Source organism: Streptomyces zagrosensis, assembly GCF_014203645.1.
Taxonomy (GTDB): Bacteria; Actinomycetota; Actinomycetes; order Streptomycetales; family Streptomycetaceae; genus Streptomyces; species Streptomyces zagrosensis.
Genome location: NZ_JACHJL010000013.1, coordinates 70,593 through 90,860 on the forward strand (window position 1 = coordinate 70,593; position 20,268 = coordinate 90,860).

Annotated in this window: 15 protein-coding genes; 7 read left to right on the forward strand and 8 right to left on the reverse strand. The window is 70.3% G+C overall.

Features of this window, described 5'->3' with window-relative positions; all coding sequences use genetic code 11:
- The first annotated feature begins 377 nt into the window (after positions 1–377).
- The 4 genes from FHS42_RS23270 to xylB all read left to right on the forward strand — a co-directional run bounded on the left by FHS42_RS23270 (position 378) and on the right by xylB (position 7,480).
- Complete coding sequence (locus FHS42_RS23270; protein WP_184575029.1) at positions 378–3,389, forward strand: SCO1167/SCO6262 family helicase; 3,012 nt, start codon at positions 378–380, stop codon at positions 3,387–3,389.
- Positions 3,389–4,852: an SWIM zinc finger family protein gene (locus FHS42_RS23275; protein ID WP_246495280.1), complete on the forward strand. Its 1,464-nt coding sequence runs from the start codon at positions 3,389–3,391 to the stop codon at positions 4,850–4,852. The genes FHS42_RS23270 and FHS42_RS23275 overlap by 1 nt, the downstream gene beginning before the upstream one ends.
- Before the next feature lie 172 nt (positions 4,853–5,024).
- Positions 5,025–5,894, forward strand: coding sequence for a YceI family protein (locus FHS42_RS23280; protein ID WP_184575296.1), 870 nt, complete (start codon positions 5,025–5,027; stop codon positions 5,892–5,894).
- A gap of 143 nt (positions 5,895–6,037) precedes the next feature.
- Positions 6,038–7,480, forward strand: coding sequence for a xylulokinase (gene xylB, locus FHS42_RS23285; RefSeq protein WP_184575031.1), 1,443 nt, complete (start codon positions 6,038–6,040; stop codon positions 7,478–7,480).
- Between the two features lie 128 nt (positions 7,481–7,608).
- On the opposite strand, the gene FHS42_RS23290 is transcribed toward xylB, so the two are convergent.
- A complete protein-coding gene (locus tag FHS42_RS23290; protein ID WP_184575033.1) occupies positions 7,609–8,097 on the reverse strand; it encodes a GNAT family N-acetyltransferase in 489 nt (162 codons plus the stop codon).
- Between the two features lie 355 nt (positions 8,098–8,452).
- A complete protein-coding gene (locus FHS42_RS23295; RefSeq protein ID WP_184575035.1) occupies positions 8,453–9,316 on the reverse strand; it encodes a phosphatidylinositol-specific phospholipase C/glycerophosphodiester phosphodiesterase family protein in 864 nt (287 codons plus the stop codon).
- A 231-nt stretch (positions 9,317–9,547) separates the two neighbouring features.
- Between FHS42_RS23295 and FHS42_RS23300 the strand changes: the two genes are divergently transcribed.
- The 3 genes from FHS42_RS23300 to FHS42_RS23310 all read left to right on the forward strand — a co-directional run bounded on the left by FHS42_RS23300 (position 9,548) and on the right by FHS42_RS23310 (position 13,799).
- Positions 9,548–10,792: a phosphodiester glycosidase family protein gene (locus FHS42_RS23300; protein ID WP_312867004.1), complete on the forward strand. Its 1,245-nt coding sequence runs from the start codon at positions 9,548–9,550 to the stop codon at positions 10,790–10,792.
- Between the two features lie 120 nt (positions 10,793–10,912).
- Positions 10,913–12,325, forward strand: coding sequence for a family 2B encapsulin nanocompartment shell protein (locus tag FHS42_RS23305; protein WP_184575039.1), 1,413 nt, complete (start codon positions 10,913–10,915; stop codon positions 12,323–12,325).
- 70 nt (positions 12,326–12,395) lie between these two features.
- Complete coding sequence (locus FHS42_RS23310) at positions 12,396–13,799, forward strand: family 2B encapsulin nanocompartment shell protein (RefSeq protein ID WP_184575041.1); 1,404 nt, start codon at positions 12,396–12,398, stop codon at positions 13,797–13,799.
- A 54-nt stretch (positions 13,800–13,853) separates the two neighbouring features.
- Here the strand turns inward: FHS42_RS23310 and FHS42_RS23315 are convergent, their stop codons facing one another.
- From FHS42_RS23315 to FHS42_RS23340, 6 genes are all read right to left on the reverse strand, one after another.
- Complete coding sequence (locus tag FHS42_RS23315) at positions 13,854–14,048, reverse strand: hypothetical protein (protein ID WP_184575298.1); 195 nt, start codon at positions 14,046–14,048, stop codon at positions 13,854–13,856.
- A 214-nt stretch (positions 14,049–14,262) separates the two neighbouring features.
- Positions 14,263–14,919 (reverse strand): ABC transporter ATP-binding protein, encoded by a 657-nt coding sequence (locus FHS42_RS23320; RefSeq protein WP_184575043.1) that lies wholly within the window; start codon positions 14,917–14,919, stop codon positions 14,263–14,265.
- Positions 14,912–16,252, reverse strand: a complete 1,341-nt coding sequence (locus FHS42_RS23325; protein WP_376772679.1) for an ABC transporter ATP-binding protein — start codon at positions 16,250–16,252, stop codon at positions 14,912–14,914. Before FHS42_RS23325 ends, FHS42_RS23320 begins: the two co-directional genes overlap by 8 nt.
- Positions 16,249–17,061 carry an ABC transporter permease gene (locus FHS42_RS23330; RefSeq protein WP_221476805.1) on the reverse strand — a complete coding sequence of 271 codons (813 nt, stop codon included), beginning with the start codon at positions 17,059–17,061 and terminating at the stop codon, positions 16,249–16,251. The genes FHS42_RS23325 and FHS42_RS23330 overlap by 4 nt, the downstream gene beginning before the upstream one ends.
- Before the next feature lie 355 nt (positions 17,062–17,416).
- On the reverse strand, positions 17,417–18,382 hold the full coding sequence (locus FHS42_RS23335; protein ID WP_184575304.1) for an ABC transporter permease: 966 nt from the start codon (positions 18,380–18,382) through the stop codon (positions 17,417–17,419).
- A 35-nt stretch (positions 18,383–18,417) separates the two neighbouring features.
- Positions 18,418–20,010: an ABC transporter substrate-binding protein gene (locus FHS42_RS23340; protein ID WP_184575045.1), complete on the reverse strand. Its 1,593-nt coding sequence runs from the start codon at positions 20,008–20,010 to the stop codon at positions 18,418–18,420.
- Positions 20,011–20,268: the final 258 nt, after the last annotated feature.

Here is a 20,268-nt window from a genome sequence, read left to right on the forward strand (position 1 = left end):
TTGGCGGTCCACGTGCGGCTCCGTGCCACCACATGGCCTGACCTTTGGAAACGTAAACGGCGAGGGCCGTCCGTGGCTATGGAGACAGCCCCCGGATCTCCCGGGGGCCACGTCCCGCAAGCGACAGGGGGCTAGCCACACCCCTCGACGGTTCTGGAAACCTTCGGTATAGCGTACGCGCGCGCGAAAAGCAGTCCACGAAGGACAGCACGGCCCGCCTCCTACGCTCGTACGTGCTGAGGCGGGCGTACCGGCCGCGAGCCCCGAAGCTGCAACGTGGCGCTTATCACTCCGCGCAGACACCCGTGCGGAGGCAGCATCCGCTACCCTCGGCGACTCCGACGTCTACTAGTCAAGTTTGAGGAATGCAGTAGCCTGTGACGCCACCCGCCTCGCCCTCCTCGCTAACTTCGCTTCGTTTCACACAACCTGCACACTTGGCCCAGCTCGGCCGCTGCTCAGCCGTCTTCCTCCCCGGCGACCCCGCACGTACCGGCCGGATCGCCTTCTGGCAGCCGGACGATCACCTCACCCCGCCACAGGGCCCCGACTCCGCGGCGGAACTGACCGTTGTCGTGGCGGAGGGCTCCGGCGTTGCGGCCCTGCACGTGCGGGCCACGGTCCTGCCGGTGCGTGTGGCGCTGCCCGCGCTCACCCGCGCCAGGTCAGCGCGCACCGGAACCGCCGCCGCCTTTTGGGGCTCCGCGGCAGTCCTCGCCCTCCAACTAGCCGCCCGGGGCCGGCTGTTGCCCGGGTTGAGCGGGACCGATCACGACGCCTGGCGGGTCGGCCCGCTCGATGAGGCGGACCTGCTGCGGATACGAGAACTGGCCGCGGCCATGCCACCGGCGGCACACGCCGCGCCACTGGTCGGCGTGGGCCTCGACACCGACTTCGACCCCGCCACGTACCCCGATGCGGGCGACCTCCCCCTGGCAGAGCCCGAGCACCTGCTGCGCTCCTTCCTCGACGCTGTCGCGGATGGCCTGCCGCGCTCCCCCGCCGCCGCGCTCGTCACCGGTGGGCCCGCCTTCGCCGCCACCGCCCCGGTGCACCTCCCCGAGCAACGCGAGTGGGCGGCGAGCGTCGCCGCCGGGCATGACGCAGGCGTACGACTCTCGCTGCGGGTGGAGATCCTTGGGCTCACGGCCCACGAAAGCACGAGCGAGCCGTTGGCGGACGCCCACGCGACCGGCAACGATGCGCGGGCGGGCGCGGGCGCGCGCTTCCGCGCCGTCCTGCAACTCCATAGCGTCACCGATCCCACGCTGGTCGCGGACGCCGCCGAGGTGTGGGCGGGTGACACCCAGGTGGCCGCCGCGCTGGGACCCGCGGCCCGGATGGACGCACTGCTGACGTTGCGCCGCGCGGCCCGCGCCTGGGCACCACTGGCGCCACTGCTTTCCGCCGCGGTGCCGGACGCACTCGACCTCGCCGACGAGGAGGTCAGTGAACTCCTCGGCGATGCGACGGTGGCGCTGGAGGCCGCCGGCGTACGAGTGCACTGGCCAAGAGAGTTGGCGCGAGAGCTCACCACCCGCGCCGTGGTCGGCCCGCCCGATGACGAAGAGCCGCAGGGCGGTTCCGGGCTTCCGGCGTTCCTGTCCGCCGAGGCGCTGCTGGCCTTCAGTTGGCGGTTCGCGGTGGGCGACATGGAGCTGACCCGAGCGGAGTTGAACCAACTCGCCGAGGCCAACCGGCCGGTGGTCCGGCTTCGCGACCAGTGGGTGCTCATCGACCCCGCCACCGTGCGCCGCGCCCGCGAGCGGCAGGACCACAAGGTCACACCGGTCGCCGCGCTCAGTGCCGCGCTCACCGGGCGCGCCGAGGCCGCAGGCATCGAGGTGGAGGTGCAGGCCAGTGGCTGGCTCGCGGCGCTACGCGACCGCCTGGCGCGCCCCGAGAACAGCGCAGACGGAACACCGAGCGAGGGCCGTCCGGAACCGGTTGCGCAACCCGCCGCGCTCACCGCCACGCTGCGCGACTACCAACTCCGCGGCCTGGCCTGGCTCCACCAAATGACCTCGCTGGGGCTCGGCGGCTGTCTCGCCGACGACATGGGCCTGGGCAAGACCATCACGCTGATCGCGCTGCATCTGCACCGGCAGACGGCGCCCGAAGCGGCCGGGCCCACGCTCGTGGTCTGCCCGACGTCGCTGCTCGGCAACTGGGAGCGGGAGATCGGGAGGTTCGCGCCGGGCACGGTGGTGCGGCGCTTCCACGGCGCCGTACGCGACCTTGACACCGTCGCGGATGGCGAGTTCGTTCTCACCACCTACGGCACCATGCGCCGCGACGCCGCCCGGCTGGCCCAGGTGAGCTGGGGCATGGTCGTCGCCGACGAGGCCCAGCACGTGAAGAATCCATATTCTTCGACGGCCAAGGAACTACGCAGCATCGGTGCAAAGGCACGGGTGGCGCTGTCGGGAACGCCGGTGGAGAACAACCTCTCCGAGCTGTGGGCGATCCTCGACTGGACCACGCCTGGCCTCCTCGGTTCACTGGGACGCTTCCGCAGCCGCTATGCGCGAGCAGTGGAGGGCGGTGACCCGGCGGCGGCCGAACGGCTCGGCGCACTCGTTCGCCCCTTCCTCCTTCGCCGCCGCAAGGCCGACCCCGGGATCGCACCGGAGTTGCCGCCGAAGACCGAGACGGACAGGGCGGTGTCGCTGACCAGGGAACAGGCCGGGCTCTACGAGGCAGTGGTACGCGAGACGCTCGCCGAGATCGCCGCCGCGGATGCCTTCGCGCGCCGCGGTCTGGTCCTCAAACTGCTGACCTCGCTCAAGCAGATCTGCAACCACCCGGCGCAGTTCCTCAAGGAGGAATCGCCATCCATCGAGGGCCGCTCGGGGAAGCTGGAGTTGCTCGACGAGCTCCTGGACACGGTGTTGGCCGAGGGCGCCAGTGTGCTGGTCTTCACCCAGTACGTAGCGATGGCCCGGCTCCTTGAGCGCCACCTGGCCGCGCGCGGAGTGCCCACCCAGTTCCTACACGGCGGCACCCCGGTGGCGCGGCGCGAGCAGATGGTGCAGCGCTTCCAGGATGGGGAGGCACCGGTATTCCTGCTCTCCTTGAAGGCGGCGGGCACCGGTCTCAACCTCACCAGGGCCGAGCATGTCGTGCACTACGACCGATGGTGGAACCCGGCGGTCGAGGCGCAGGCCACCGACCGCGCGTACCGCATCGGGCAGACCCAGCCGGTGCAGGTGCACCGCATCATCGCGGAGGGCACGGTGGAGGACCGCATCGCCGCCATGTTGGAGCGCAAGCGGGAGTTGGCGGACGCCGTACTCGGCTCGGGTGAGGTGGCACTGACCGAACTGTCCGACGCGGAACTGACGGAACTGGTAGCACTGCGGCCAGCGGGCCAGAGGGAGACCAAGTGATGTCCCACACCGACTACCCGTACGACTCGGACCGCTCGTACGACCCGGACCGTGAGCAGGGCGACGAACGTCACCGCGACCCGTACGCAGATGCGCACGCCTCCCGCCCCGGCGCACAGGGGAACGCCGGCGGCGCGGCAACCGGCCACCACCGGCCCACCCACGGCAACAGGCCCGACGCCGTGGAACGCACCTTCGCGGCATTGCCGCCGGCGCATGGCCGAGGCTTCGCTCAGACCTGGTGGGGCCAGCGGTGGCTGAAGGCGCTTGAGGACACCGCCCTGGACAACCAGCAGCTCAAGAAGGGCCGCAAGCACGCCAGGGACGGCGCCGTGGGTGCGGTGAGCGTACGCCCTGGGCGCATTACCGCCGTGGTACGGGGCCAGGACGGCACGCCCTACCGTTCCGACGTTCTGCTGCGCGAGCTGACCGAGGCCGAGTGGGACCGGCTGCTTGACATGGTCGCCGATCAGTCGGGGCACATTGCCGCGCTGCTCGATCGCGACATGCCGCCGCACCTGGTGGAGGACGCGGCGGCGGCGGGCGTGGAACTGCTGCCCGGCATCGGCGACTTGGAGCCCGAGTGCGGTTGCGAGGCATGGGACCACTGTCCGCACACCTCCGCACTGTGCTATCAGCTTGCCCGGCTGCTCGACCAGGACCCGTTCGTGTTGCTGTTGTTGCGCGGGCGAGGCGAGCGCGACCTGCTCGACGATCTCCAGGCGCGCAGCGCAGCGCGTGCCGCACCGCACGCTCCGGGGCGCGCGGCCGTTGCGCCCACTCCCCAAACTGTCCCGGCGCGCGAGGTGTTCGCCATGGCGGTGGCCATCCCGCCACTGCCCGAGCCCCCACCACCGGTGCCGGAGCCGGGACGCCCGCCACGGCTCGGCGGTGACGCGGCGACCGTGGGCACGCCGTCGCCCGGCGTCGCAGGACCGCTGGACACCGACGCGCTGGAGTTCTTGGCGGCCGACGCCGCGGCGCGGGCCCATCGGTTGCTGGCCCAGGCACTGGCGCCGGGCCACGAACAGGTGCCCGTACGAGAAGAGTTGACGGAAGGGCAGGACGCGGTGCGGTTGGCCACAGCCAACCCCGCCGCACCCATCGTGGCCCGGCTCGCGGCGGGCTGCGGCCGAGGCCGGGCCGACCTCGACCGGGCCGCTCTGGCGTGGGAACACGGCGGGCCCGACGCACTCGCCGTACTCGACGAACGATGGGCGCCCGGCCCGGACGCGCTGGCACGGGCCGGTGTGCAGCTCTCCCAGGCGTGGGAGGAGCCGGAACGGCCCCGCCTGCGCGCGGACGGCAATCGGTGGACGGTGGTGGGCGCCGACGCCCAACTGCGATACGGCCAAGACGGCCGCTGGTGGCCGTACCGCAAGGAGCGAGGCCACTGGTGCCCAGCCGGCCCCGCGGCAGGCGACCCCGCGACGGCGCTGGCCGGCGCGCTTGGCGAGGACTGACCGGGCCGGCGGCTGGAGGGTGACAAGAGGGTAAGGCGGGCGGCTCCGGTCCATCGACCGGAGCCGCCGCGTTTGCGATGGTGATGGGGGTCTTGCACGACCTTGTCCTGAGCGGTGACACAATGCGGTGGTCTTACCTTCCATCACTTACTGCTCCAGAAAGGCCATGGGAATGGCATTTGCCCTGCTCCGCCGCCGTCATCGCGCCACGGGGAGGGAGGCCACACCACTGCCACCTGGCTCCGGGGCACTGGAGTGCGTGGTACTCGACCCCGTTCGGCTTCCGCTCCATCGAGCCGACGTTTCCGTTCGCGACGCCCATGGGCAGGAAGTGGTGCGCGGACAGACCGATCCCAACGGCCGGTTCACGGCGACCGTACGACCCGGCTCGTACGGTCTCGCCGTCACCTCGGAGGGCTTCCAGCCCGTGCGCCGCAACTGCGCGGCGACCGATGGGCTTCGCACCGCGCTGGAGCCCATTGCGATGGACCTCGCCCCACAGCCCGCACTGCCCACGCCCGGCGTGTGGCGTCTTGACCCCGACCACAGTGCGGTCCGCTTCGTGGCCCGGCACATCGGCCTTGCCGCGGTGCACGGCCGGTTCAACCAGTTCGAGGGGACCATGGCGATCGGGGAGCGGATGGAGGACTCCCGGATCGAGGTGGCCATCGACACCGCGAGCATCGACACCGGTGTGCGGCAGCGAGACGAACACCTACGTTCGGCCGAATTTCTCAACGCCGCCACCTATCCGCATATGCACTTCGCCAGCGACCGCTTCGTGCACCGCGGCGGCTCCCGCTGGTCCGTCCAGGGCGCCCTGAACCTGCACGGCGTCAGCCGTAGCATCGCGCTCGACACTCGCTACCTGGGCCTGGGCACCGGCATATCCGGCGAGACCAGGGCCGCCTGCACCGCAGCGGCCGAGTTGCACCGGGAGGACTTCACTCTTGACTGGCGCACCATGCTCTCCCGGGGGATCGCGGTAGTCGGCGCGACCATCCGCGTCGAACTCGACATCCAGGCGGTTCCGGACGCCTGAACCGCTCGCGCGGGAGGGGCCCGGCACGCCCCGCAATGGGCGCAGGACAGCCCGCGGCAGCGTTTTCCGCGTGGTCCTGGCGAACTACGATGCGTGGTCATCCACAGGGTAGGGACGCGCACAGCCGGGCTGAAGGAGAGCGCATGACCGTGGCCGCCGTACCGGAGGGACCGCTCGTCATCGGCGTGGACAGCTCCACGCAGTCCACGAAGGTGCTCGCGGTGGACGCCGCGACCGGCGCGGTGCTCGCGCGCGGCCAGTCCCGGCACACCGTCAGCTCGGGTGGAGCCAGGGAGAGCGACCCACGGCAGTGGTGGACAGCGCTGTGCGATGCGCTGGAACAGTGCGGCCCCTATGCCCGACAGGCAGCGGCCATCTCCGTCTGCGCGCAGCAGCATGGACTGGTCACGCTGGACGCGGGCGGCGAACCGGTGCGGCCCGCTCTGCTGTGGAACGACGTTCGCTCGGCCCCGCAGCGGGACCGGCTGGTCACTGATCTCGGCGGGCCGCAGTCCTGGGCGCAGCGGCTGGGCAGCGTACCGGCGCCGTCCTTCACGGTGACCAAGTGGGCGTGGCTTCGCGTAAGCGAGCCCCAGGCGGCGCGCGCGACGGCGGCGGTGCGGCTGCCGCATGACTACCTCACCGAGCGGCTCACCGAGGCGGGCGTCACCGACCGCGGTGACGCGTCGGGTACCGGCTGGTGGGCCACCGCGAGCCAGGCGTACGACGAGCAGGTGCTGAACCACGTCGCACTGTCGCCCGCGCTGCTGCCCAGGGTGCTGCGGCCGGGCGAGGCGGCGGGGACCGTACGCCCACGGCCCGAGTTGCCGCTCGCCCCCGGCACGCTGGTCGCCAGTGGCACTGGCGACAACATGGCAGCGGCCCTTGGCCTGGGGCTGCGCCCCGGGCAGCCGGTCGTCAGCCTCGGTACGTCCGGCACGGTGTACGCCGTCTCCTTCGAACGCCCCACCGATCCCAGTGGGACGGTGTCGGGGTTCGCCGATGCGCAGGGCGCCTGGCTGCCGCTGGCCTGCACGCTCAACTGCACGTTGGCGGTGGACCGGATCGCGGCGCTGCTCGGTCGCGACCGGGAGGCGGTGGAGCCGGGGGGCACGGTGACCGTGCTGCCCTTCCTCGACGGCGAGCGCACCCCGCATATGCCGGCGGCCACCGGGATGCTGCATGGGCTGCGCCATGACACGAGCGCGGGCCAGGTGTTGCAGGCCGCGTACGACGGGGCCGGGTACGCGCTGCTCGCGGCGCTGGAGAAGGTCGTCGGCCCGGACGCGGACCCGCTGTCCCCGCTGCTGCTGATCGGCGGCGGCGCGCAGGGCGCCGCGTGGCGCGCGACCATCCAGCGGCTCAGCGGCCGTCCCCTTCGAGTGCCGCGCGCCCGGGAGTTGGTGGCGCTTGGCGCCGCGGCACAAGCCGCCGGCCTGCTGCTCGGTGCGGAACCGGGCGCGGTGGCCCGCCGCTGGGCGACGGCCGATGGGCCGTCGTATGACGCGGTGCCGCGCGATGACGCGGCGCTTGGCCGCATCGCGACGACGCTCTCAAGCGCCGGGGCGTTGCTCGGGTCCGGCTGAGGCATCGGGACGGGTAAACACCGCGGGGCGGCGGGGCCCGGCCAGCATCACGCGCCGGGCCGGCATCCGCGCGCCTGCCCGCCCGGGGCGTCAGCCCGCTCAGCAGGCCACCTTCATCCGCGTACCGCTCAGAGAAGCCGGTGCATGATGTGCAGCCCGACGAAGCCCTTGGTCGCGTGCTGGTACCCGGCGGGCAGGGTCCCGATGATCTCGAAACCCAGCGAGCGCCATAGGGCGACGGCCCGGGTGTTGGTCTCCACCACGGCGTTGAACTGCATCGCCCGGTAGCCCTCGGAACGGGCCCAGTCCAAGGCGTAGCCGCCCAGCGCCCGGCCGACACCGCGCCCGGCGTGCTCGGGCGCGACCATGAAGCTGGCGCTGGCGATGTGTGCGGCGGGGCCCATGTGGTTCGGGTTCATCTTCGCGGTGCCAAGTACCGTGTCGTCATCGTCCACGGCGACCACCGTGCGGCTCGGTGGTGCGAGCATCCACATCTCCCGCGCCCGGTCCTCACTGGTGTCCAGGTCCCAGGTGTACGTCTCCCCCGCGGCAACGATCTCGTGCAGGAACGGCCAGATGGCTGCCCAATCCCCGGTGGTCGCGTCTCTGATCTGCATGGCGGTCAGCATGCGCGACCAGCCCGCCGGACGCCAGTGAGTATCCCTGCGACCTCGCACAAAACGCCTACACCTGTCATATCGCCCGCACCGCGCGCGTCTTCAGCTCCGCCCCTACCTCACGTATCACCCGCGCCCGTACGACCCGTACCGTCGCGGCCCCACCGACGGTACGGGTGAGTCGCGTACCGCAGTAACCGTCTGCGGGGGCCCGGGGCACCGCACGACGCGCGCGGTGGGCGTTACCGGAAAGCCGCTGTCGGTGATCATACGATGAGTCCATGACCACAGACATGTCCGGTATGCGCCGCCAGCCCGGCGCTTGCGTCCACACACGCGCGCCGCGCGGGCCGCCTCAGCGCGCCGCGCGCAAGAACGCCTCAAGGCCGGGCAGGTCATCCGTGTTGAGGTGATCCACGCCCGCCGCGAACAACTCGCGCCAAACCGCTTCCCTGGCCGGGCCCGGCAGGTCGGGCGTGGCCCAAAAACGCACTCGCTGCCGCTGGGCGTGAGCAGCGTCCACGAGCTGTCGCAGTCGCGCACGCTCGTGTACGGGCATGGCGCCTACGCCCTGCCAGGTGAAGCTCTGCGTCCAGTTGCTGCTGATCAGCGGGATGAAGGAGGCAGGCACCCCGGTGCCGAGGTCATCCAGGCGCCCGTCGTAGAAGGCGTGCCGTACGCGCTCGGCCTCCATGGCGGGCCGCGCGGCTCGGTCGCCGGAGATGACCGGGGTAACCGCGCCCTCGAAGACCCGGCCACCTGCGGTGAAGCTGAGCATGGAGCGGTAGCGGTGCAGTCGCTTGGACAGGACCCGGTAGGTGGCGTCGCCCTGGTTCTTGATGTCGATCAGCAGTTGCAACGGCAGGCGGTGACCTCGGTACACCCGGCCGCCGTTGGCCCGCACCCGGCGCAGCAGCGGGTCCAAGTAGAGCCGCTCCAAGGTACGCGTCGGGTCGAGGTCCACCTCGTCATGCGCGACCAGGAGTTGACCGTCCACGAGCCAGATGTCGGCCTCGACACTGGTAAAACCGTGCGAGAGCGCATCGTGGAGCGGACGGGCGTGCTCGTAATCGTTGTGCGCGTGCGCCTGGCGCAACGGGGACACGCCTGCGCCGCCCGGATGGCCACCGCGTGCCTGCGCGTACGCGGGGGCGGCGACACCGCCTGCCAGGGCGGCTCCGATGGTGACGACGAAGGCTCTGCGGGTGCTGTGGACCATGGGGGCCTCCTACTTCTCGTCCCGGCGCGAGGGCCGGACATGCACGACGGACGCCAGTGAGTATCGAGGGCCACGGGGCCCATGGGCAGGGACGCGCGGAGAGTTCCGCAGGTGGTCGTCAGCCATTTCCCTGACGTTCCGGGTGCCTGGACCACCGCGAGGGGAAGCCTTTCGAAGCAGTCAGCAGTCAGCAGCCAGCAGCCAGCAGCCGATGCGGGGAGTGGAGGAAAGGTGACGGTACGGGCGAACCGTGCGCGGGCGGCACTTGGGGTGGTGGTCGCGTGGGCGGCCCTGATCGGCGGCGGCTTGGTCACCGCGCCAGCGGCGAGCGGAGCCGACGCCGCCCCGCACGTCACCCATCGCGCGTCTCTCGCGCCGGGGGTGGAGTATCGGGAATTTTCGGTGCCCTCCTCTCACGGCACCGCCTACGGGCACCTGCTCTCGATCGATCTGCGGACGCCGGGGCTCTCGCTCGACCTGGTCTATCCAGGAGCGGTGGGCGCGCGGGCGCCCCTATCTCAACTGGCGGGTGATCGAGGTGCGATGGCCGCGGTCAACGGCGACTTCTTCAACATCAGCGAGACCCAGCATCCGGGCGTGGAGGCCACCGGCGCCCCGGTGGGGCCCGCCATCGCGGCCGGCCACCGGCTCAAGGGTGCCGTGCCGCAAGGCCAGCGGTTCGGTCCCAAGCTGCCGCCGGGCACCGGCACCGAGGACGTCATCGCGGTGGGCCAAAACCGCACCGCGCGGCTGGACCGGTTGCAACTGCACGGCACGGTACGTACGCCGCGGGGCTCGCTGGCGCTGCGTGGCCTCAATCAGTACGCGCTGGCGGAGGGCGGCATCGGGGCGTACACCGCGGCGTGGGGTCAGACCTCGCGAGTCCGCGCGACGTGCGGCACCGACACCAACCGTGCGGCACCTTGCAGCCAAGAGACCTACGAGGTGACGGTGCGTAAGGGCCGGGTGAGTGAGGTGTCACCCACGCCGGGGCGCGGCCCGGTGGCCCGGGATTCCGTAGTGCTGGTGGGGCGTGAGGCGGGCGCCGCGTCATTGCGCGGGCTGCGGGTGGGCGACCGAGTGTCGGTACGGCACGCGCTGGAGGCCAGCCGCCCCGGCCCGGTGGCCTTCGCGGTGGGCGGATATCCGATCGCGCGCGGGCATCGTCCCCTAGACGGCTTGGACGCCGCCACGCCCGCCGTGCGTTCGGCCGCGGGCATCGGGGAGGGTGGGCGGCATATGTACTTGCTGTCCCTGGACGGCCGTCCGCAGTATCGCTCCGGGTTGACCATCGCTGAGTTGGCGGGCCTGATGCTGGAGTTGGGCGCCGATGACGCGGTGAACCTCGACGGCGGGGGCTCATCGACCATGGTGACGCGTGAGCCGGGTGCACCACAGCCAACGGTGCGCAACAACCCGTCCGGGGGCGGCGAACGCCCGGTGCCCAACGGGATCGGAGTATTTACCAGAATTTAACCGATTCCCCTATGCCACTCTTTCGAGTGAATACAGCCCCTATTGCGCACTGGTATCTTCGGAGGCGCTGAGCGGATTATCTTTCCGCGTGTTCATATCGGGGTTGGGTGGGCATTTACGATGACAACGTCAGTGGAATCGAGTTCGGCGGAAGCCGAGGGGCAGCCATCACGACTGAGCCTGAGTACGGCAGCCGCACGGCAACTCGCCACGACGACCAAAACAGTTCCGCAAATGCAGGGAATCACCTCGCGGTGGTTGCTGCGGGTGCTGCCATGGGTTTCCGTGTCCAGCGGTACCTACCGAGTTAACCGAAGGCTCAGCTATACGGTCGGGGACGGCCGTATCACGTTTTCCACCACCGGCGCCGAGGTTCGGGTCATTCCGCCCGAGTTGCGCGAATTATCACTACTGCGCGATGTGACCGCGGACGCCGCACTCACTACGCTCGCCGATCGCTTCAGTCAGCGCGACTTCGCGCCGGGCGATGTCCTGGTCGAGGCCGGCCAGCGTGCGGACCAGGTGGTGCTGATCGCGCACGGCAAGCTGAACAAGATCGGCACCGGCAAGTACGGCGACGATGTCGTCCTTGGCGTGGTCGCCGATGGCGACCACGTGGGCGCCGATGCGCTGGTGGGGCCCGACCAGGATTGGCCGTACACGCTCAAGGCGCTGACCAGCGGCACCGTGCTGACCCTGACTCGGGAATCGTTTCAGCGCGTCGTCAGCGACGACGCAGAGCTGAGCGCCCACATCGAGCGCTTTCTACACGAGGGCCAACTGCCGCGAAACGCACAGGGGGAGGCAGAGGTCGCAGTCTCCGCTGGCCACATCGGTGAGCCGGTGCTAGACGGCACCTTCGTGGACTACGAGCTGGCGCCCAGGGAGCATCCACTCAGCGTCGCCCAGACCGTGCTGCGCGTGCACACCCGGGTGGCCGACCTCTACAACGATCCGATGAACCAGGTCGAGGAACAACTGCGGCTCACCATCGAAGCGCTCCGCGAACGCCAAGAGCACGAGATGGTCAACAACCGCGACTTCGGCCTGCTCCACAACGCCGACCTCACCCAGCGCATCCACACCCGCACCGGCCCGCCAACCCCCGACGACCTCGACGAGCTGCTGGCCACCGTGTGGAAGGACCCGAGCGTCATCCTGGCCCATCCTCGGGCCATCGCAGCCATGGCCCGGCAATTCAATGCGCGGGGCATCTATCCGCAGAGCATCGACTACTGCGGCCACGCCGTGCCGGCCTGGCGGGGGGTTCCCGTACTCCCCTGCAACAAGATCGGGGTCAGCGACAGCGGCACAACCTCGATCCTCGTGATGCGCACCGGCCAGGAGAGGCAGGGTGTGATCGGGCTCCAGCCCACCGCCTTGCCCGATGAATTCCAGCCAGGCCTTTCGGTCCGCTTCATGGGCATCAGCGAGCAGGCCATCATGTCGTATCTCGTCAGCGCCTACTACTCCGCTGCCGTCCTCGTGCCCGACGCGCTCGGCATCCTTGAAGACGTAGAAATCGGCCGCTGACCCGCTCGCCGCACCATCGCGAGCGGTTTTATGCGCAATCGTACGTCGTTAAAGAAAGGTTGTTTCACATATGACGACTTCCGTGGAATCGGGTCCGGCCTCCGAGGGTGAGCAGCAGCTCAGCTTGGGCACGGCAGCCGCACGTAATCTGGCCACGACGACCAAGTCCGTCCCACAGATGCAGGCCATCTCGTCGCGGTGGCTGCTGCGGGTGCTGCCGTGGGTTCAGGTCCAGGCTGGTACGTACCGGGTGAACCGGCGGCTGACGCACACCGTGGGGGATGGCCGGGTCGAGTTCATCACCACGGGGGCCGAGGTTCGGGTCATTCCGGCGGAGCTGGGCGAGTTGCCGCTACTGCGCAGCTTTGCGGATGCCTCGGCGCTTGAAGCGCTGGCCGGGGGCTTTGAGCAGCAGGAGTTCGACGCGGGCAGCGTGCTGGTAGAGGCCGGCCAGCGTGCGGACCAGGTGGTGCTGATCGCGCACGGCAAGCTCAATAAGATCGGCACCGGCAAGTACGGCGATGAGACCGTGCTCGGCGTGCTCGCCGATGGCGATTACTTCGGGGAGCGCACCCCGTTGGACGCGGACGCCATCTGGGAGTACACCGTTAAGGCCGTCACCCGGTGCACCGTGCTCACCTTGCCTCGGCAGACCTTCCAGACCATCGCCGAGCGGCATTCCACGCTCTCTGCGCACACCGAAGCGTTCGCAGCCCGGCCCGAACTGCCCACCAACAAGCGCGGAGAGGCCAACATTGCGGTGGCCTCGGGGCACATCGGTGAGCCGGTACTTGACGGCACCTTCGTGGACTACGAGCTGGCGCCCAGGGAGTACGAGCTCAGCGTCGCTCAGACCGTGCTGCGCGTGCACACCCGGGTGGCCGACCTCTACAACGAGCCGATGAACCAGGTCGAGGAACAACTGCGACTCACCGTCGAGGCGCTCCGCGAACGCCAAGAGCACGAGATGGTCAACAACCGCGACTTCGGCCTGCTCCACAACGCCGACCTCACCCAGCGCATCCACACCCGCACCGGCCCGCCGACCCCCGACGACCTCGACGAGCTGCTGTCACGGCGCCGTAAGACGCAGTACCTGCTGGCGAACCCGCGCACCATCGCAGCGTTCGGTCGGGAGTGCAGCAGCCGCGGACTGTATCCGCAGGGCATCGACTTCATGGGCTCCACGGTGCGGGCTTGGCGCGGGGTGCCGCTCCTGCCCTGCAACAAGATTCCGATCAGCAACACCGGCACCAGCTCGATCCTCGCCATGCGCACCGGTGAGGCCGATCAGGGCGTGGTCGGACTGCATCAGACCGGCATTCCGGATGAGTATCAGCCGAGCCTCAACGTCCGGTTCATGGGCATCAACGAGCAGGCCGTCTCCTCCTATCTCGTCAGCGCCTACTACTCCGCTGCCGTCCTGGTCCCGGACGCGCTCGGCATCTTGGAGGACGTCGAGATCGGCCGCTGAGGCAACCGCACCCGATGACGTAGCCGTAGCGGACCGGTGGATGATGCCGGTCCGCTACGGCTGCACGCTGTTGACGAACTCGGCCGTGGTCGTCAGCCCTTCGTTGATGGAGGGCGCCATGCTGCTGCTCGCGAGATAGAAGCCCAACAGGGCGCAGACAACGGCGTGTGAGACCCGCAGGTTCCCACCACGGAGGAAGGTCACCGTGAGGACAATGAGCAACAGGAGGACGGAAATCGAGATGACCACGGCGCTCCAGAGCATGTCGGCACATGGGCTGATCGACCGGGCGACGATCAGTCGATAGTTTCCCCTATGCCGGTTACGCCCTAAGAAACGTAGATGTGCTCCATACGAGTGTCGTTCGCCGGTTCGACCCGCGGAGCGCGGCGCCCGGCACCTTGGGGCGGGCACGAGGAGCCAGGCCAGGCGCGGCAGGTCTGTGGATGATCATGAGTTGGGCCTAACTCGTCAACTCGGCCCAACCGACCGTGCGGTCACACCAGCGGGTGAGCAGCGTGCGGTCGTGGCCAACGGCCAGCAACCCGGCGCCGCTCTCGCGCCGGTACTCCTCCACCACATGCACCAGGGCGGCGGTGGTCGAAGCATCCAGCATCGCCGTCATCTCATCACAAATCAGCCAGCGCGGGCTCAGCGCAAGGGCACGGGCCAGGCAGGCGCGCTGCAACTGCCCGTCGCTGACCTCGTGCGGGCGACGGTCGAGAAGGTCGGCACCGAGACCGACTCGACGCGCCAACTCGGCGGTGCGCGTGGTCGCTTCGCTGCCGTGCCCCGTGGCACGCAACGGCTCTGCTATCAGGTCGGCGAGCGCCAGCCGTGGATCGGCGGACAAGCGCGGCTGCTGGAAGATGACGCCGTACGCGGTGCGTTGGGCGCGGGGGGCCCGGTGCCGCCAACCACGCGCCCGATCGCCGTCGAGGATGACCTGGCCCGCGAGGGGCCGGTGCAGCAGGGCGGCGACTCGGGCCAGCGTGGACTTGCCGCAGCCGCTGGGCCCGAGCAGCCCCAATGCTTCTCCGTCCGCGATGCGCAGCGAGACCCCTCGTACCACCGGGGAACGCCGTTCATATCCGGCCGTGATGTCGCGGAGCTCAAGCATGGTGGGCCTCGTTGGTACGCGGTCCAGAATCGGATGCGATGGTGCCCGGTCCGCCGTCGTCGGGGAGTGTGGCACGCGGCTTGTCTGCGACGGAGCACGGGGCGCTCGCGGGGCCGGCCTCGGCTCGTTGCCCGGGGCCGGCCAGGGGCGCGCGGTAGGCGGGCGGCGGCGCGTGATGGCAGGCCACGCCGTCGGTGAGCGTCGGGAGGGTGGCGCACTGGTCGTTCGCCTGGTCGCAGCGGGGTGCGAAGGAACAGCCGGGTGGGAGGTGGCCGAGCTCCGGGGGCATGCCGGCGATCGGCGTAAACGAGCGCTCGGGCAGGGCATCGAGCAACCGCCGGGCGTAGGGGTGGCGGGGGCCGGGGGCGCCGAAGAAGTCGCGTGCGTCGGAAAGCTCCACGATCCGGCCCGCATACATCACGGCGACGCGATCGGCGACGCGCTGCGCGGCGGCCAGGTCATGGGTGATCATCAGCAGCGCGCGGGCCTGCGGCACGGGCCTGGAGACTGTGTCCGCGGCAGGGTCGGCACCTCGGTCACTGCTCATGGCCGTGTCGCGCGCGCCTGTTCCGGCGGCCGGGCCCGGGCTGGTCGCAGGGCCTGCGGCGGTCGCAGCGTCCGCGTCAGGCGCAGCGTTCGACGCGCATGCCGGGTCCTGGACGGGTGCGGGGGTCGGGGCGCGTGCGGGAGTCGGGGAGATATGGCGGCGGAGTTCGTCCACCGTGTGCTCCACGAGGTCGCGGTCAAGGCCAGTGGTCGGCTCGTCCGCAAGCAGCAGCGCGGCGTCGCCGACCAGTGCGAGGGCGGTCGCTGCGCGTTGGGCCAGGCCGCCGGAGAGCTGGTGCGGATAGCGATCGAGGTGATCGGCTGGGAACGCGGCCCGCTCGGCTGCCGTCTCGGCCGCGCGGCGTAGTCGCGGGCGGCGGATACGAGTCAACTCCCGCACCGTCTCCTCCAGTTGGGCGCGCACGGTGCGAACCGGTGTGAGGTGGGCGGCTGGGCTCTGCGGGATGAGGCCGACCCGCCGGCCGCGGATGGTGCGGGACAGCACCTGTTCACCGGCGGTCAAAAGCTCGACCGGCTCCGTACCGGCCGGGCCGCCGAGGTGGGCGGTACCGGCCGTCTCGGCGTTGCCCGGCAGCAGTCCCAGCAGGGCGGAAGCCAGTACGGACTTGCCGCAGCCGCTCTCCCCCACCAGGGCCAGGCATTCGCCGGGCCGCAGCTCGAAGGTGGCATCGGATACGGCAGCGATGTACTGGCCGCCGCGCATCCGGAAGCGGACCGAAAGACCGGTCACGGCGAGGACTGGGGACTGCTCGTCGGGCCTTGTCACAGCGTCAGCTCCGATCGGCGGCGCGGATTGATGCGTTCTCGCCAGGCCCCGGCGAGGCCCGCGATGGCGAGCGTGGGGATGATGATCAGCAACCCGGGGAAGAGCGTCGGCCACCAGTCGCCAGCGAGCAGCGAACTCCGCGCGCTCTGCACCATCGCGCCAAGGCTCGCCTCGTGGCTGGGCAGGCCGAGGCCGAGGAAGGAGAGCGCGGATTCGTGCCAGATGGCGTGCGGCACCATCAGCACGGCGGCGAGCCCGGCCTGCGGCAACACCGCGGGCAGCAGGTGGCGCACGGCGACACGCAGCCGCGACGCCCCGCCGGAGATGGCCGCCTCCACATAGGGCCGGGTGCGTAGCGACAGCAGTTCGGCGCGGACGATGCGGGCGGTGGACAGCCAGTGGGTGAGCCCCACCGAGATCACCACCGGCCAGACGCCGGGCCGGAACATCGCCACGATGAAGATGCCGAGCAGCAGATGCGGAACCGAGGAGAAGACGTCCACGAGCCGCATCACCAGGCGGTCGGCCCAGCCTCCGAGCGCTCCGGCGAGGGCGCCCACGGCGGTGCCAATCACGGTGGCGGCAAGGGCGGCCACGACGCCGACCAGGAGCGACACGCGCAGCCCGTACACGCAGCGCAACAGCAGGTCGCGGCCCACATCGTCGGTGCCGAAGGGGTGTTCGAGCGAGGGGGCGCGCAATTTGTCGGCCAGGTGGACGGCCTGTTCATCGAGCGGGAAGAGCAGCGGGACGAAGAGGACGGTCAAGGCGATGGCCGCGACGAGCCCGGCGCTGATCGCTGCGCGCAGCGCATGGCCGCCCCGGCGCGTACGGGAAACAGCGGCCCGCCAACCGGAGGTGCCCGAGGCGTTGGGCCCCGGCCCGGCCGCGGCGATCGAACCGGTGTCGGTACCCGCCCCCGGGTGGGCCGGCGGAGCGGGCGCGTTGTAGGGCGCGGGTGCAGCGGGTGCAGCGGGCGAGGCCGGCGGCGCCCCGGTGGGGGCACGAACCACGTTCGGGGCGGGCACGCCCTTGCGTAGGGCGTCACGCTCGCTCGCGCGCTCGCAGGCCCGGTCGGTGGAGCCGTCGTGATCGCTGGAGCAACCCTGCCCGTGGCCGTTACCGTTGCCGTGGCCGTTGCCCCGGTCGTGGACCCGATCATGATCAGCCATCGAAGCCCACCCTCGGGTCGGCGAGTCCGTACAGCAGGTCGGACAGCAGGTTCCCGGCGAGTACAGCCAGCGTGGCGAACACGGTGAGGGCGGCGAGGAGTGGGAAGTCCACGCTGGTGGCTGCCTCGACGGTGGCTGCGGCGATGCCGGGCCAGCTGAAGACGGTTTCGATCAGCAGGGCGCCGGTGATCAGTTCGGGCACCCGGGAGCCGATGAGGGTGAGCACCGGCAGCAGCCCCGAACGTAGGGCGTGGCCAAGCAGTACCGTGCGTTCGCTGAGACCGCGGGCGCGGGCACCGCGCACGGGGTCCTCCTCCAGCGCGTCACCAACCCCTTGCCGTACGTACAGCACGAACCAGGGGAGCTGGGAGACCGCGAGCACCGCGGCGGGCAGGATCAGATGGTGGGTGACCTGGCCCACGGTGGCGACCTCGCTGGAGGTGTCGGTGAGCCCGCCGGCGGGCAGCGCGTCCAGTTTGAGGGCGAACAGCCACACGGCCAGCAGCCCAAGCCAGAACGGCGGGGCGGCCTCCAGCGTGTAGCAGACAAAGGTGATGGCGCGGTCGAGCAGGCCGCCCCTGCGCCGGGCCGCGAGCACGCCGAGCACGATGCCGACGAGCACCGCCAGCGCGAAGGCGACCGCGCACAGCAGCGCCGACCAGCCGACGCGTTCCGCGATGACCTGGGCCACGGGCTGCCGCAGGGAAGTGGAGTCGCCCAGGTCACCGGTGAGCGCCGAGGTGAGCCAGTTCCACCAGCGGACGGCGAAGGGGTCATCGGCGCCCAGGTTCGCCCGCAACTGATCGAGGTTTTCCTGCGAAGCGGTGAGCCCGGCGGTGCCCGCGTACGCCTTGACCGGGTCGAACGGTGAGGCCGCCGCGATGGCGAAGACACCGAAGGTCACGCAGAACAGCACGGGCACCGCGAACAGCACCCGGCGTCCCACCAGCCGCGCCATCGGCAGCCAGGGCAGGCCCGGGCGCCGGGCGCCCGTCACCGTTTCGGCTGCCACTTCTCTACGTTCCACCACGGGCCGGATGCCAGGCCGTGGTCATGCGGCTCGACCTGGGTGGTCAGCGACTTCCACTGATCGGATAGGACATACAGGTGGTCGATGTGAGTGAGGAAGGTGTAGCCGGGGTCCTTGGCGAGTTCGCGTTGGACGGTGTCGTACGCGGCCTTGCGCTTGGCCTTGTCGCCGCTGCGCCGCCCTTCGGTGAGCGCCTTGTCCACGGCCGGGTTGTCGTAGTGCGCCATGTTGTTGAAGCCGTCGCCGGCGAGCGCGGAATTCAGCAGCGTGTACTGGTCGAAGTCCGGGTCGGCCGGGCTGCCGCCGCCCGCGAGGACCGCGTCATGCTGCATCCGCGGCTCGATGACCTCCCAGGTGCCCGACTGCACCTTGATCTCGACGCCGGCCTTCTTGGCGTCGGATGCGTAGGCGAGGGCGTGGTCCTGGCGCAGCTTGTCGCCGGTGAGGTACCAGAGGGTGAAGGAGGCTCGCTTGCCGTCCTTCGTGCGGATGCCGCCCTTGCCTGGCTTCCACCCGGCCTCGTCCAGCGTCCGCTTGGCCGCGCCCAGGTCGTGGTGGCGTTCGGTGCCCTTGGTGAACCACTCGCTGTCGGTGGGCACCGGCCCGTACGCTTCCTTGCCCGCGCCGTCCAGGATTCCGTCCACCATGGCCTTGCGGTCCACGGCGACGTCAAGGGCGCGGCGCATGGCGCGGTCACCGGTGACCGGGTTGCCGCTGGGCAGCGTCACCGTGCGGTAGTCGTAGGTCTTGGCGCGCAGGCTGCGCAGGTCCTCATCGCTTTTGAAGGTGGCGGCGAGGTTGGGCGGCAAGATGGCGCCGTCGAGGTCGCCGGAGCGCAGCCGAGTGGCGCGTACATCGTCGTCCTTGATGATCGCCATGGTGAACTTCTTGACCTTGGGCGCGCCGCCCCAGTAGGTGGGGTTGGCCTTGAAGACGAGCTTTTCGCCCTTGCTCCAGCGGCTGAGCAGGTACGGTCCGGTGCCGATCGGCTTGGTCGTGAAGGAGCCGGTGTTGACGTCCTGCCTGCCTGCGATGTGCTGCGGCGCGATGGGCAGCACAGTGCGCTCGGCGAATGGCGCGTAGGGGTACTTCAGATGGAAGACGACCGTCTTGTCGTCCTTCTTGTCCACGTTCTTGACCGCATCGAGCTCGGTCTTGGACGCGTTGTTGGTCTTCTTGTCGAGGATGGTGCGGTACGTGAAGACCACGTCGTCGGCGGTGAACGGCTCGCCGTCGCTGAATCGCACGCCTGCGCGCAGGGTGTACGTGTAGGTCAGGCCGCCGTCGGATATCTCGGGCAGCTTGGCGGCGAGTGCGGGCCGAAGCCGCATCCGTTCGTCGTGCGTCAGCAGCCCGTCGAAAATCTTGGAGTTGCCGTCCTTGCCGTAGCCAAGGAGCGGGCTGAGGCTGTCGGGCTCGTACGCGATGCCGACCACCGCCGCGTCGGCCGGTCCATCGTTCTTGCCGTCGTCCGGGGTTGAGCACGCTGCCGCGCCCACTGCCAGGACGCCCGCCGTTGTTGCGGCGGTCAAAGTCCGTCTCGTCCGGGCCGTCATGCCCCACCTCTGTTGAAGATCAACCGTTACTGCGAATCGGTCGCAATTAAACAACATGTGAAAGCGGAGGCCCAGGGTGGGTTCAGGACCAGTCGTGCGGGGCCGGAGTTTGGCGGTGCGTGGGGGCCCTCTGAGACCTCATGGTGGCGCCGGCTCGCCGCACCGTGGTCGGGTGCCGGAACTGACGCGTCCGAGGGCCGGGCCCAGGCGCGGCACGGGGCGCCGGACCCACCGCGCGAGCGGACGCGGCGCGCTACT